General features: G+C 55.9%; 12 protein-coding genes and 1 pseudogene. 4 read left to right on the top strand and 9 right to left on the bottom strand.

Annotated features, from left to right (window positions below):
• The first annotated feature begins 187 nt into the window (after positions 1-187).
• Complete coding sequence (locus H7848_RS18880) at positions 188-814, top strand: transglycosylase domain-containing protein (protein WP_208354445.1); 627 nt, start codon at positions 188-190, stop codon at positions 812-814.
• Positions 815-1,061: 247 nt separating this feature from the next.
• Here H7848_RS18880 and H7848_RS20090 read toward each other — a convergent pair.
• The 5 genes and pseudogenes from H7848_RS20090 to hutI all read right to left on the bottom strand — a co-directional run.
• Positions 1,062-1,596, bottom strand: a pseudogene (locus H7848_RS20090) (transposase); the annotation flags it as partial.
• Positions 1,597-1,684: 88 nt separating this feature from the next.
• Positions 1,685-3,361, bottom strand: coding sequence for a urocanate hydratase (hutU, locus tag H7848_RS18865; protein WP_208354444.1), 1,677 nt, complete (start codon positions 3,359-3,361; stop codon positions 1,685-1,687).
• A complete protein-coding gene (gene hutG / locus H7848_RS18860) occupies positions 3,358-4,158 on the bottom strand; it encodes an N-formylglutamate deformylase (RefSeq protein WP_208354443.1) in 801 nt (266 codons plus the stop codon). Before hutG ends, hutU begins: the two co-directional genes overlap by 4 nt.
• Positions 4,159-5,697 carry a histidine ammonia-lyase gene (gene hutH, locus H7848_RS18855; RefSeq protein ID WP_208354441.1) on the bottom strand — a complete coding sequence of 513 codons (1,539 nt, stop codon included), beginning with the start codon at positions 5,695-5,697 and terminating at the stop codon, positions 4,159-4,161. It abuts the gene before it with no gap.
• A complete protein-coding gene (gene hutI / locus H7848_RS18850; RefSeq protein ID WP_208354439.1) occupies positions 5,694-6,887 on the bottom strand; it encodes an imidazolonepropionase in 1,194 nt (397 codons plus the stop codon). The genes hutH and hutI overlap by 4 nt, the downstream gene beginning before the upstream one ends.
• A gap of 71 nt (positions 6,888-6,958) precedes the next feature.
• On the opposite strand from hutI, the gene H7848_RS18845 reads away from it, so the two are divergent.
• Both H7848_RS18845 and H7848_RS18840 read left to right on the top strand, forming a co-directional pair.
• Positions 6,959-8,320: a formimidoylglutamate deiminase gene (locus tag H7848_RS18845; protein WP_208354437.1), complete on the top strand. Its 1,362-nt coding sequence runs from the start codon at positions 6,959-6,961 to the stop codon at positions 8,318-8,320.
• A gap of 2 nt (positions 8,321-8,322) precedes the next feature.
• On the top strand, positions 8,323-9,018 hold the full coding sequence (locus H7848_RS18840; RefSeq protein WP_237072857.1) for a GntR family transcriptional regulator: 696 nt from the start codon (positions 8,323-8,325) through the stop codon (positions 9,016-9,018).
• A gap of 472 nt (positions 9,019-9,490) precedes the next feature.
• Here H7848_RS18840 and H7848_RS18835 read toward each other — a convergent pair whose 3' ends face one another.
• The 4 genes from H7848_RS18835 to H7848_RS18820 all read right to left on the bottom strand — a co-directional run bounded on the left by H7848_RS18835 (position 9,491) and on the right by H7848_RS18820 (position 13,259).
• Positions 9,491-10,747 (bottom strand): DEAD/DEAH box helicase, encoded by a 1,257-nt coding sequence (locus H7848_RS18835; RefSeq protein WP_208354432.1) that lies wholly within the window; start codon positions 10,745-10,747, stop codon positions 9,491-9,493.
• A 477-nt stretch (positions 10,748-11,224) separates the two neighbouring features.
• Entirely contained in the window at positions 11,225-12,022 is a 798-nt protein-coding gene (locus H7848_RS18830; RefSeq protein ID WP_208354430.1) for a metal ABC transporter permease, read from the bottom strand.
• Positions 12,022-12,765 (bottom strand): metal ABC transporter ATP-binding protein, encoded by a 744-nt coding sequence (locus H7848_RS18825; RefSeq protein WP_208354428.1) that lies wholly within the window; start codon positions 12,763-12,765, stop codon positions 12,022-12,024. Before H7848_RS18825 ends, H7848_RS18830 begins: the two co-directional genes overlap by 1 nt.
• Positions 12,762-13,259, bottom strand: a complete 498-nt coding sequence (locus H7848_RS18820) for a transcriptional repressor (protein WP_208354446.1) — start codon at positions 13,257-13,259, stop codon at positions 12,762-12,764. The genes H7848_RS18825 and H7848_RS18820 overlap by 4 nt, the downstream gene beginning before the upstream one ends.
• A 77-nt stretch (positions 13,260-13,336) precedes the next feature.
• Here H7848_RS18820 and H7848_RS18815 point away from each other — a divergent pair, with 77 nt between their 5' ends.
• On the top strand, positions 13,337-14,383 hold the full coding sequence (locus H7848_RS18815; protein WP_208354425.1) for a zinc ABC transporter substrate-binding protein: 1,047 nt from the start codon (positions 13,337-13,339) through the stop codon (positions 14,381-14,383).
• Positions 14,384-14,759 lie beyond the last annotated feature (376 nt).

Here is a 14,759-nt window from a genome sequence, read left to right as displayed (position 1 = left end):
TCTCCCGAAGGTCCATCGAAAGTGCCTTACCCACTGCTCGCCCTCCATCTTGTGGTCGGCGACAGTGAATCAGCAAAATAAGCCTATGTGAATCCCCCTTGATTCAGGTCGATTTCATCACGCTCTAGCTCTGCATTCTGGTCGTTTAAGAATAGCTTCTGGGTAAGCTTTAATTTAGAAGCAAAAAATGACGACCCGATTGCTTCCACTCCTACTTCTACTTACGCTCACATCCCTGACCGCCCGTGCTGAGGGCGCAGAAAATATCCCAACCGCCGCACAACTGCGCGCATCATACGACAAGCTATCTGCAGATTGGCCCCCGGTTCCTCAAAACATCCTGAACGCATTCACCGCCACTGAAGACAGAAACTTCCACTCTCACACACCTCAGTTTTCCGTCATCACAATCCACCTTGGCTACATGCAACTGCCGCGGGCTACGAACAAAATGGTCTGGAACGGCTATGCCAGCGTCATCGCAGGTGAATTTACGAAAGACGAAATCCTGAACTGGTACATCAACACCGTCTTCCTTGGCCAAGGATGCTATGGCGTGCACGACGCAGCACAGGCGTACTTTGGCAAATCAGTCGATGATCTGGGATTAGCAGAAACGGCCTATCTGGCAGCTATTCCCAAAGCACCAACTATGCTCAATCCAACCCGACACTACGACCGCGCCTTGCAACGACGCAACTTTGTCCTGCGCAAAATGGCCTCGGCGGGTTTTATCAAGCCCGAAGACGCCGAAGCTGCTCAGGCTATGGATTTGGCCGTGCAATCCCCCATCGAACTATGCCATTCAAAATGAACTCTAAGGAACGTCAGGCGCCTTTGAAACGGTGCGGCGAAATTTCGGAACCCTATCAAGCAGCTGCATCCTGCAATCCTGACCTAAACCGGTGCTTCATGTTGGGACGGGCCAAAATCTGCAGCGCGGCAAAGCCCGCGTTCGCTTCGTAGAAACCTGTGATCTCTATGACCAAACAGAGTGCTGGAACTACTTCAAGGCCGCCGGATATAGCTCAGTTTAATGTCGAAACGCTTTAATGACTGCTTTCGCGGGTCCAGACATAGCTGATGTCGCCAGCCCATTTCTGGTTGGGCGCATCCGCGGTGAAGTCGCGGTTCAGCAAATTCGGCGCGATGTTGAAGGCGTGGTTGCTGTCAGTCTTGCATCGGGGACTTTGATCCACTGGATCAAAGCCTGATCCCCCCTCACCTTGTATTTCTTCGAGCGTTCGACGTGGATGCCGTTCTCGCACATCACCCTCATAGCTTTAGGCCCGCGAAGACCTGCGTGGCCTTCCACCGGGAAAACGCCCCACCGGGACCTTTTCTGATCCGGTTTCAATTTAAAATCGCCCTCTGCTCCTTGAGGATACGGTTCTCTCGCCGCAGCCGTTCATTCTTACGCGCAAAGTCGAGGTCCTTGTCAGACACAAAATCACTGTCATGATGCGCCGTCACCCACTTGTTCAGCGTCGACAGGCCAACGCCCAAATCAGATGCCACTTGCTTCCTGCTCAGCCCGCTCGTCCGCGCGATCCAAACCGCATCAGCACGGAATTCGTCCGTCCGCTTCAGTCCCATAATCCGTCTCCTTTGTTGCAATAAATGCTATCAAAGGAGCGGCATCAAAACAGGAAAGGTCCAAAGCCACCACTTTGGAATGTCAGCTCTACCGACTACCCTGCAAAATAGCAGGCAAGTTCAAGCCTTGTTCTTTTGCACAATCGATTGCAATCTCATACCCCGCATCCGCATGTCGCATGACGCCTGTGGCGGGATCGTTCCAAAGCACATTGGCAAGACGGCGATCCGCATCTTCTGAGCCGTCACAACAGATGACCATACCGGAATGCTGACTGAACCCCATTCCGACGCCGCCGCCGTGGTGCAGCGACACCCAGGTTGCACCGCTGGCCACGTTCAGCATCGCATTCAGAAGCGGCCAGTCAGACACTGCGTCTGAGCCATCCTTCATCGCCTCTGTTTCCCGATTGGGCGATGCGACCGAGCCACTGTCAAGGTGATCGCGTCCGATGACTATGGGCGCAGACAGGTCTCCGTTTCGGACCATTTCGTTGAAGGCCAACCCCAGTTTGTGGCGTTGTCCCAGCCCGACCCAGCAAATCCGCGCTGGTAGCCCCTGGAACGCGATGCGTTCGCGCGCCATGTCCAACCAGTTGTGCAAATGTGGATCATCAATCAGTTCTTTGACCTTGGCATCCGTCTTGTAGATGTCTTCGGGGTCGCCGGAAAGCGCGCACCAGCGAAACGGCCCAATGCCGCGGCAAAAGAGCGGGCGAATATAGGCCGGCACAAATCCCGGGAAGGTAAAGGCATTTTCAAGCCCTTCTTCCTGCGCGACCTGCCGGATATTGTTGCCGTAATCCAGCGTCGGCACACCTGCGTTCCAAAAATCGACCATTGCGACGACGTGCGTTTTCATCGAGGCCCGGGCGGCGACCTCCACCTCTTTCGGGGCGGTTTCCTGCTTTGCGCGCCACTCAGCCACAGTCCAGCCCTGGGGAAGATAGCCGTGGATGGGATCATGGGCCGAGGTTTGATCGGTGACGATATCGGGCCGAACCCCGCGCTTGACCAGTTCGGGCAGAATGTCCGCTGCGTTCCCGATCAAAGCGACCGACTTGGCTTCGCGTGCCTTGGTCCATCGGTCAATCATCGCAAGAGCGTCATCCAGATCATGGGTCTTTTCGTCGACGTACCGCGTGCGCAGCCGAAAATCCGCGCGGTCTTCATCGCATTCAATTGCCAGACAGCACGCACCGGCCATAACGGCTGCCAATGGCTGGGCGCCGCCCATGCCACCAAGACCCGCTGTCAGGATCCAGCGCCCTGCAAGATCGCCAGCATAGTGCTGACGCCCGGCCTCCATAAAGGTCTCATAAGTGCCTTGGACGATCCCTTGCGTTCCAATATAGATCCATGATCCCGCGGTCATTTGGCCGTACATCGCCAGCCCGCGTTTATCGAGTTCGTTAAAGTGATCCCAGTTGGCCCAATTCGGCACAAGGTTCGAATTTGCGATCAACACTCGCGGCGCGTCTTTATGGGTCGTGAACACTCCGACGGGTTTGCCCGACTGCACCAAAAGTGTCTGCGTTTCGTCCAGATCCCTTAACGCCGCAACAATGGTATCAAAGTCGTCCCATGTGCGCGCGGCACGGCCAATACCGCCATAAACAACCAATTCGTGCGGGTTTTCGGCCACATCGGGGTGCAGGTTGTTCATCAACATCCGCAAGGGTGCTTCGGTCAGCCAGGATTTTGCCGTGAGCTTTGTACCGGTTGCAGGGTAGATATCGCGCTGGTTGTGTCGGGGATCAGTCATGTCTTACCTTTCAAATCGGGGGAAAGATCGCCCAATCGGGACAGAATACGCGCCAGCACACCGCGCAGGCGCTCTGCTTTTGCGGCGTCATAGGGCCAAGGCGCAGCTTCAGACTTCAGGTAGGTCGATTGCGCCAATTCCATCTGGATGGCGTGAATACCGGCGGCCGGGCATCCGTAGTGCCGTGTTGTCCACCCCCCCTTAAAACGACCGTTCACGGTGGTGGTATAGTCTGACGTGGCCTGACAAAATTCAAAAACGGTCGCTTCGATCTCTGGTGCGCAGGTCCGCCCTTGATTGGTACCAATGTTAAAATCAGGCAAGGTGCCATCGAAAAGAAACGGAATATTCGACCGGATGGAATGGCAATCATAAAGGATCGCGATACCGTGCATTTGCCTGACCCGTTCGAGTTCTGACTTCAGAGCCGCGTGATATGGCGCATGAAATGCGGTGCGGCGGCGGTCCACCTCGGTCGCGTCGGGCGGCGCATGCCAAATTGGCCGACCATCAAAATCCGTCTGCGGCACGAGGCCGGTGGTGTTCTGTCCGGGATAAAGGCTTTGTCCACCAGGGTCGCGATTGGCGTCGATTACATAGCGGTGAAACGTGGCCCGCACCATCGTGATATCCGGCAATAGCCCGTCGTAAAGCCGATCAATGTGCCAATCGGTATCCGCCAGGGCGCGGCCGGTATCATTTAGCTGCCCCGCTATGTCGTCTGGTACAAAGGTGCCCGCGTGCGGCACGCCCAAAACGATTGGGCCAGACCCACGCGAAACCTCGGCCGGGTGCATCTAGCCAGCCCCCCGCACGAAATCCGGAAGATCAACCGCATCAGTCAAAGCCCCTGATGCGATGAGGCCGGTTGCGGCATCCATGTCGGGTTTCATATAGCGATCTTCATTCAAAACCGGAATAGACCGGCGCAATACCGCGATCGCGTCCTGCAAGGCCTTGCTGGTTTTCAAAGGCGCACGAAAGTGAATGCCTTGTGCGCCGCATATCGCTTCAACGCCCAGAATGACATTCAGATTCTGATTCATGCGCAACAACCGCCGTGCGGCATGGGCCGCCATTGACACATGATCTTCCTGATTGGCGGATGTTGGTGTGCTGTCCGTTGTGCAAGGGTTTGCCAGGTGTTTATTTTCACTCATCAACGCGGCGGTCGTTACCTCAGCGATCATCAGCCCCGAGTTCAGGCCGGGTTGCGGCGTCAGGAAGGGGGGCAGATCAAAGGACAGGCTGGGATCGACCATCAAAGCGACGCGGCGCTGTGCAATCGCCCCGATTTCGGACAAAGCCAGCGCGATCTGATCGGCGGCAAAGCCCACGGGTTCAGCATGAAAATTCCCGCCGGACACGATCACGCCATCGTCCACCAGAACCAGCGGATTGTCAGTAACGGCGTTGGCCTCGATTTCCAGCGTGCGGTGTGCTGCGTGCAAAAGATCAAGTGCCGCCCCCGTGACCTGCGGCTGGCAACGGATGCAATAGGGGTCTTGAACGCGGGTATCACCCACGCGGTGGCTTTCGCGGATTTCTGACCCATCCAACAGGGCTCTCTGCGCCCGAGCTACAGCAATCTGGCCGGGGTGCCCGCGCAACGTGTGAATGGCATCGCGCAAAGGTGCTGTTGAGCCCATGATTGCGTCCGTTGACAAACACGAGGTCACAACACTGCCTGCGATATTCGTAAATGCCCCCCAAAGGCCGACCAGCGCACAGGCAGTCGAAAACTGGGTGCCGTTGATCAAGGCCAGCCCTTCTTTTGGACCCAGAATGATCGGGCGTAGCCCGGCTTTTTCTAACGCCGCACTGGCGGACATGCGTGTGTCACGCCAAAAGGCTTCGCCCTCACCAAGCATGGCGCCGGCCATATGGGCCAAGGGTGCCAAATCTCCGGATGCTCCGACCGACCCTTGGGAAGGTATGACGGGAACGACATCCCGCGCCAGCATGTCCTCAATCAGGCGAACCGTCTTCATGGAAACGCCCGAGGCACCGCGACCCAGCGACAGCAGCTTGAGAACCATCATCAGCCGCGCCGTCGGGATATCCAGCGCCTCGCCCACTCCGCAGCAGTGGGACAGGATCAGATTATGTTGCAGAAGCGCTGTGTTTTCAGTGGCGATCTTGACAGTGGCGAGTTTACCAAAACCGGTATTCACGCCATAAATAGGCTCGTCCCCATTTGCCAGCTGAGCAACAAGTTCAGCGGCGGCCTTGATCCCGGTGTGCGCTTCGGTGGCAAGAACAGCAGCAACGCCCGTATTCCAGATTGTACGAAGCTGCGACAGAGTCACCGCGCCAGGATAAAGGATCGCAGTCATAGTGCACCTTCAAAGATACGGCAATGAAGGGCTGTGTCGCCGATCCGATACGACAATTCGGCCGGGTGGTCGGCCTGCCATACGGCAAGATCGGCGCGGGCACCTGGCTGAATTGTCCCACGATCGCTCAGACCAAGTGCCCGCGTTGCATTGCGTGTCACCCCCATAAGGGCTTCCATAGGGGTCATCCGAAACAGGGTACATCCCATGTTCATGGCCAGCAGAAGCGATGTCATGGGTGAGGAGCCCGGGTTGCTATCGGTCGCCAGCGCCATCGGCACACCATGGGTTCGGAAGGCGTCAATGGGCGGCGGTCGCTCTTCCCGCAGTGTATAAAATGCACCCGGCAAGATCACCGCCACGCTGCCTGACCGGGCCAAAGCTGCCGCGTCATCAGACGTGGCGTATTCCAGATGATCTGCCGAAAGCGCCTTGTATCGCGCAGCCAACTGCGTTCCGCCAATGTTTGAAAGCTGCTCGGCATGCAGCTTTATGGGCAAGTTAAGCTGACGCGCCACATCGAAGACTCGTGCGATCTGTTCCGCATCAAAGGCAATACCTTCGCAAAACCCGTCCACTGCATCCACCAGCCCTTCATCATGGGCGGCCCTCAGGGTCGGGATACAAACATCGTCGATATAGGTGTCTGGTTGTCCTTCGTATTCTGGGGGAATTGCATGCGCCCCCAGAAAGCTCGTGTAAACCGAAACACGACATTTGGACCCAATCGCGCGGGCGACCCGCAGCATTTTCAATTCGGTTTCGCGGTCCAGACCATAGCCTGATTTGATTTCCAGTGTCGTGACGCCTTGTGCCAGCATAGCCTCAACACGGGAAATGGCAGTTGACAGCAGGTCTTCTTCTGAAGCGGCACGTGTTGCTTTTACGGTTGAGATGATCCCACCGCCCGCTTGCGCGATTTCCTGGTAACTCGCACCGTTCAAACGCTGCTCAAACTCTGCCGCACGATTGCCGCCATAGACGATGTGGGAATGGCAATCGATAAACCCAGGCGTCACAAGCCGACCCTGAACGTCGAATGGTTCGGTACCGCGAAATGTCTTAGGAATTTCGGACATCGGCCCAACCCATGCGATCTTGTCACCCTTCAAGGCCACTGCGCCATCGCGAATGAATCCATAGTCCTGATCTGAAACGAGTGTTGCAAGTGTGGCGTGGGTCAGCAGCATCTGATTGTGCTTGTGAAGGGGCGATGTATTGCTATTATGTGCATACATAATATCTGTCAAGTGAGTATCAGATGGACATAATCTGGGCCAGACGCGCCCTGCTTTCCGGTGGATGGGCAGAAGATGTCTGTGTAACAGTGGATCAGGGCCGCATTCAGAACATCGCCGTTAATACACCTAAGCAGGGACAATCTGTCGGGGTGCTGCTGCCCGCGCCCGTGAATGTTCATTCCCATGCATTTCAGCGTGCAATGGCGGGTCTGACCGAGGCGCGCGGGCCTGACATAAATGATAATTTCTGGACGTGGCGCAAGCTGATGTATCGCTTCTTGGATCAACTGACACCCGAACACATTCAGGCGATAACGGCCCTCGTTCAGATGGAAATGCTGGAAGCGGGATATGCGACAAATGCAGAATTCCACTACCTGCATCATCAGCCCGGCGGTGCGCCATACGACAATCTTGCCGAGATGTCCGGGCGGGTGGCGGCAGCGGCAGATCAAACAGGTATCGGCCTTTGCCTGTTACCCGTTCTCTATGAATTTGGCGGCTGCGATGGCCGGGCCCTTACGGCGGGGCAAATTAGATTTGGCAACGATTTTGAACGTTTTGCGAAGCTTCATGAAGGTGCCGCCCAAGCCGTGGGACACTTGCCAGATGATGCGATAATTGGTGTCGCACCACATTCCCTTCGGGCCGTGTCGCAGACTGATCTGCAGCAAATCGCTGAAACCTTTGACACGGGCCCAATTCACATGCATCTGGCCGAACAACTGGCCGAGGTCGATGAAGTTCAAGAGCTTTGGGGCGCACGTCCAGTAGACTGGGCGCTTTCAAACCTGCAGATGGATGCGCGCTGGTGTCTTATCCATTGCACGCAGATGACCGCACATGAAACAACGCGCCTTGCACAAACCGGCGCGACAGCAGGTTTGTGCCCCATCACTGAAAGCAACCTGGGTGATGGCATTTTCAACGGGACATCCTGGGTGTCTAAAGGCGGCAGCCTTGCAATTGGCTCTGACAGCAACATTCGCGTTTCTCTGACAGAGGAATTGCGGACGCTTGAGTATTCGCAACGTCTGCGAGACAACTCGCGCGCTGCATTCGCAACACCAGAACACTCAACGGGTCGTCGTCTGTTTGAGGCGATCGTCAAAGGCGGTGCGCGCGCCACAGGGCGGCAGAGCGGTGCAATCGAAGTGGGTTGCTGGGCGGATCTGCTGGCCGTTGATGACGCCTCGATCCACCTGGAAAACCGGACGGAAGACACAGTTCTGGACAGTTGGATCTTCGCAGGCGATGACCGTCTTGTGCGCGATGTCTGGTCCGCAGGACGACACGTTGTCCGCGAAGGGCGCCACATAAACCACGACGCAATCAGCAACACTTACCGCACCGTCCAGCGCTCTTTGATGGCTGAGATATGACTATGTCACGACAACAGAGCTGGCAAAGCGTTCATGATGAAGTGCTGCGCCGGATCAATACGCGCATCTGGAAGCCTGGCGAACAAATACCCAACGAGGCAGACCTTGCCGCAGAATTTAGCTGTGCCCGCACCACTGTAAATCGGGCTTTGCGCGAAATTGCCAAGACCGGTCTTTTGGATCGGCGCAGAAAAGCGGGCACACGGATCGCCGAGCAGCCTGTCGCCAAAGCGACTTTTGACATTCCCGTCATGCGGCAGGAAATTGAAGAAGGTGGCCAGACCTACAATCACCAGTTGCTTCAGCGTGAAGTGACTGCTCCGCCTGACGCGGTGTCAGACGCGATTGGGGTCAAGCATGGCAAAAGACTGCTTCGCCTGAAAGCACTGCATCTGGCGGACTGCCGACCCTACGCATTCGAAGATCGGTGGGTCAATCTTGAGGTCACTCCCAAGGTGAATGAAGAGCTTTTTGACAACATCAGTGCAAACGAGTGGCTGTTGCAGAATGTACCCTACACCCACGGCGAAATTTCATTCTTCGCCATGACTGCTTCACCCGATGCAGCAAAGATTCTGAATTGCGACCCCGGATCAGCCCTGTTCACCCTTGAAAGACTGACGTGGAATGGTCCGATCGCAGTCACCCATGTCCGCATGATGTTTACCAAAGACCACAAAATGCGCGCGACGCTTTGACATTCAAATGCATACCGCGCGGGCCAAAGCGTTTAGTAAAGCTGGTCATTATGCCACTCGTAATGCTGGATTATGATAGGCCTATCAAGTGTGATTATGCAGTTCCAAGCTGGGAACGAATTAACCTTTAGAACATTGTCTAAAGTTGAGTGAAAAATTTACATTCCACCCTAAAAACCAACACAAGATTCGATGTGACGGACATTCGCAACATGTTGAATAAGATCATCCCTAAATGATCCACTCACGTCTAAGAAAGCACTTGGCGGATACTGACCTGACCATTTACGCCAATGTAAGCCGCGCCAGTCTGCCTCACTTGAGTTCCGCAAAGGCTTCACTGATCAGGCTTTAGCTGCAGTTCAATCAAAGAAAGAAGAACGGCTTCTAAAGCTGAGCGACCCGCATCAGGTGCTGTTCTGGCCAGAAGCCCGCTTCGGCGCTTTGTGTTCAAAAGCGGCCTGTCGGTCTTTCATGCAGCTTGTCGGTTTGGACGTCTACGGCGTCTTTTATGGGTTGCTCGGTCAGTATTGTTTGAATGGTCTTGTTTCCCACCGTGACCTCGTTTCGACCCTGCTCGAGCTTCCTTTGCAAGGGGCGCTTGAGCAGCACCGCTGCCTATTGGGATCTCGATCTTCATAAGCTTCTGAATCTGTTTGAGAAGCTTTTCCTCATCGGGTGCGCAAAGCGCAATTGCTTCACCCTCGCGCCCCGCACGAGCGGTTCGACCGATCCGATGAACATAGTTGTCGGGCACGTCAGGCAGATCGTAATTGATAACGTAAGAAACGCCGGGAATGTCGATCCCCCGAGCCGCAACGTCAGTCGCTACAAGTACAGTGATCTTTCCTTCGCGAAACGCCTTGATCGCGCGATCCCGCTGACCCTGGCTTTTGTTGCCATGGATAGATGCAGCGTTGAAACCGTCTGCCACAAGACCTTTCATCAGTTTTTCGGCGCCATGCTTGGTCCGCGCGAACACCAAGGTCAGGGCATCCATGTCATTAGACAGAATTTCGCGCAGTTTGCGGGGTTTGGATGCCTTTTCTAGGAAATGCACGGACTGCGTGATTTTATCCGCGGCTTTGCCCGGTGGTGCGACTTGGACTTTCTTTGGGTTTACCAAATAGGCGCGGCTGAGTTCTTCCATCTGTTTGGGCATCGTGGCGGAAAACAACATTGTTTGGCGTGGAGTGCCAAGCTTGGGGGCAATCCGACGCAAAGCATGGATGAAACCAAGATCCAGCATTTGGTCCGCTTCGTCCAATATCAGGAAACGAACCTGACCAAGGTCGGCGGCGCCACGGTCCATCAGATCAATCAGACGGCCTGGTGTCGCGACAAGGATGTCGGTTCCACGGGACAGAAAATTGATTTGCTTGCCAATGGATTGCCCACCAACCACAGTATTGACTTTCAGTCGGGTCTGCGAAGTCAGCGATTTCAGGTGTTCAGCGATCTGGTTGACCAGCTCACGTGTTGGCGCAAGCACAAGTGCCTTGGCCGTTTTAGGTGCTGGTTTGCCTGGTGCATCCAGCATGGCATTGACTAAGGGAATGCCAAAGGCAAGCGTTTTGCCAGTACCGGTTTGGGCAAGACCAAGGATGTCGTGACCATCAAGGGCAAACGGGATGGATTGGTTTTGGATTGGCGTCGGTTTGGTGAAGCCTGCGCGTTTAAGCGCGTCGTTCAAAGTCGGCTTCAAGCCGAGCATATCGAAATCTAACAAGTGTATTCCTAACTGGGCCAACGACAGCAGCAAAGCCGCATGGCCACTTATAACTGCCACATCGTCGTGCGGCATATGAGGGTTCGCGGGGCCTCGGGATGGGCGGGCGTGTCCCGCACCATCCGGCGCTCGCGGCTTGAACCCTGCGTGATGGGGAACGGATTATATTCGGCCGCTGTGTGCATTTGGTGCACGGCTTGCTCACGCGAAAGCGCAGCGACACTTGCACCCTCTAGGTCGTTTAACGACCCAAGTCAAACCCGAAGACGCAATCTTACTTGCCTGTTTTACGAACCTATCGACAAAAAGATTGCTTTGTATCATATTTGTCGGCTTTCAACCAAACTCTGATACAGCGCTTTGTAGCAGCCATCATTCAGCACAAGGTCCAAGCAGATCATACCAGCTGTTCAGATAGATTGTCATACCGGTGCAGATAACACAGAAGTTCGCTGCCAATGAAAAGTCTTGCAGGCATCAGGCACCGCTTTGACTGCGCCATGTGATCAGGTTCAGAACCGCGAAAAGGATCGCGGCGACGCAGACAATCGAGGGTCCAGCAGGTGTATCGAAAATATAAGCTCCCTGAAGGCCAGCGACGGCCGAAACAGCACCGATTGCTGCTGCGACGCCGGCCATGGCCTCGGGCGTTCGGGCAAGACCCCGGGCCGCAGCCGCCGGGATGATCAGCATGGCAGCAATCAGCAACACCCCGACCACTTTGATTGCCACAGCAACGGTGATCGCCAGCGAAAGGGTCAGGATCAGTTGTTCTCGTTTGGGATCAAGGCCGCTGGCATAGGCCAGCTCTTCGTTCAGCGTCGCCGTCAGAAGCGCCGACCAGCGCCAGACGACCAGTGCTATGACCAAGATCGCGCCCCCCCAGATCACCATCAGATCCAGGCGCGACACAGCCAGGATATCCCCAAAAAGATAGGCCATCAGGTCAATGCGGATGCCAGACAGGAACGAAACCGCAACCAGGCCAAAAGCAAGGGCCGAATGGGCCAGCACCCCCAAAAGCGTGTCCATTGCATAGCCACGTCCGGTCAGAAATGTAACGGTCACCGCCATTATCAGCGCGACGACCATCGCGCCCGCAAAGATCGAAATCTGAAGCGCCAAAGACAAAGCCACCCCAAGGATGGCCGCATGTGCTGTCGCATCGCCAAAATAGGCCATCCGGCGCCAAACCACAAAACACCCAAGCGGGGCCGCAGCAAAAGCCACGCCTACGCCCGCAAGCGTGGCGCGGGTCATGAAATCGTCCAGCATTATTCGGCGGCCTCATGACTGTGGGGGTGGTCATGATCGTGGTCGTGATCATGATCGTGCCGGTAAAGCGCCAAGGCCCCACCCGTGCCCGTTCCGAAAAGCGCACGATATTCAGGCGCCGAGGCGACGACGGCGGGCGTTCCTTCGCAGCAGACGTGACCGTTCAGACAGATCACCCTGTCCGAGGCGCTCATCACCACATGCAGCTCATGGCTGATCATCAGAACGGCGCATCCCGTGTCGCGGCGCACCTGTTCGATTTGACGGTAAAAGGCGGCTGATCCGGGCTGGTCCAGCCCCTGCGTTGCCTCATCCAGCAGCAGAACGTCCGGTTTGTTGATCAAAGCGCGGGCCAATAAGACACGCTGAAATTGCCCGCCGGATAGCTGTGACATCTGTCTTTTCAATAGGTCGGGCACTCCTGCCGCCTCAAGCGCTGATGCGCAGGTCGCCCGTGTGACACGATCGGTCAACCGCATGAACCGCTCGACTGTGATCGGCAAAGTCTGGTCGATGTGCAGCCGCTGCGGCACGTAGCCGATCTTTAGTCCGGGCTTCAGGGAGATCTGACCGCTGGCCGGTTCAACGGCTCCGATGATGGCCCGCAAAAGGCTGGTCTTGCCGGATCCGTTCGGACCGACAATGGTCACGATTTCACCCGGTTCCAGATGTAGATCCACATGGTGCAGCACAGTATTGGCGCCATAGGCAACGCCCAGGTTCTTGACGGAAATCAAGCTCATACGTTGGCCTTGTCAACACAGGCGGGGCAGATGCCTTCGGCTTCAACAACTGTCTTTTCGATTTGAAATCCGGCGGCGCGGGCGGCCGCGCCAAGTCCGCCTTTGGCGGCCGCCGACTGCGCCTCGGCCACTGCGTCGCAAAGACGGCAAATCATAAAGGCGGGCGTATGGCTTTCGCCGGGATGTGTGCAGGCGACAAAAGCATTCAGGCGCTCAATCTTGTGAACAAAACCATGTTCCACCAGAAAATCCAGTGCCCGATAGGCCACAGGCGGTTGTGATCCAAAGCCAGCGTCGCGCAAAAGATCAAGGATCGCATAGGCCCCAAGCGCCCGGTGCTCCTGCAGCAAAAGCTCAAGTACCTTGCGGCGCACAGGCGTCAATCTCAGACCTTCGGCGGCGCAGCGCGCATCAGCTGCCGCAAGGGCCTGGCTGACGCAGGCCCTATGGTCATGCTTTTCAAACCCGACGGGGGTGATGTTTTGGGCGGACATGCCTTGGGCCTCTATTGTCATGTTATGACATATCATATATGCCGCGAATAATGTTATAAAATCACAAAGGGAATTCGATGTCCAGAAAGCTTGCCCCATTATCAGTTGTGACCGCGCTGATGTGCGGAACCGCTATGGCGGATGTGCCAAATGTAGCCGTCGACATCGCACCGGTACATTCGCTTGTCGCCCGCGTTATGGACGGGGTTGGCACCCCCAACCTGATCCTGCCCCCTGGCGCGTCGCCCCATGAATACAGCATGCGGCCATCCGAGGCAGCAGCATTGCAGGACGCCGATATCGTGGTCTGGATGGGCGAAGATCTGACACCCTGGATGGAAGATGCGGTCGAAACACTGGCAAGCGGTGCATCTGTCATGACACTGCTTGAGGCGGACGAAACAACGTTACTCGATTTCCGTGAAGGGGCCTTGTTTGAAGCCCACAGCCACGGCGATGACACACATGATCATGGTCACGAAGAGCATGCGAAAACAGCGTCTCATGATCACAGCCATGATCACGGCGATCACGCCCACGATGATCACGGGCATGATGATCATGACCACGGTCACGAGGAACATGCGCATGACGATCATGATCACGCTCACGGCGCCCACGACCCCCACGCCTGGCTGTCGCCAGCAAATGCAAAGGCTTGGCTTAATCTGATTGCGGCTGAATTGTCGGCCGCAGATCCCGACAACGCCAGCACATATTTCGCCAACGCTGCGGCCGCGCGCGCTGAGATGGAAGCTCTGACTACCGAGGTCAATCAGATCCTTGACCCGGTGCGGGGCCGTAACTTCATCGTCTTCCACGATGCCTATCAGTATTTCGAAACGGATTTCGACTTTCCGGCATCGGGTGCCATTTCCCTAAGCGATGCGACAGATCCAAGTCCGGCGCGTGTTGCCGAAATTCAGGGGCGGGTCCGTAACGAAGGCACTGATTGCGTACTGGCCGAACCGCAGTTCAACGAAGGTCTTGTCACCACTGTTCTTGACGGAACAGACGCAAGCACTGGCGTGATCGATCCACTTGGGGTCGATCTTGATCCGGGTCCTGCGCTCTATCCTCAGTTGATCCGCAACATGGCCAGGACCCTGGCCGAGTGCCTGTAAGACTTCATAAATGGACCAGTCGGCATCAAAAATGTCGGCTGGCCCTGTTGGCCCTTTAAATACGGCACGTGACTTTGATTATCCATCACAGTCCCTTGACGTTTGGAAGTCGAATGTCATCGCGACGCCCCATATTGGCTATGTAAGCGAAGATGAATTCGATCTGCAGCTTTAGGATATCCTTAGACAGATCAACGCCTTTGCCCGCGGTGCGCCGATCAACATGATCGATCCGCAGGTTCTGGCACCTAGAGCGTGATGAAATCGACCTGAATCAAGGGGGATTCACATAGGCTTATTTTGCTGATTCACTGTCGCCGACCACAAGATGGAGGGCGAGCAGTGGGTAAGGCACTTTCGATGGACCTTCGGGAGA

This window comes from Pseudaestuariivita rosea, from assembly GCF_017592335.1.
Classification (GTDB): domain Bacteria; phylum Pseudomonadota; class Alphaproteobacteria; order Rhodobacterales; family Rhodobacteraceae; genus Parasulfitobacter; species Parasulfitobacter rosea.
Note: the sequence above shows the minus strand (reverse complement) of the source record. Positions and strands in the feature narration are given on the sequence as shown.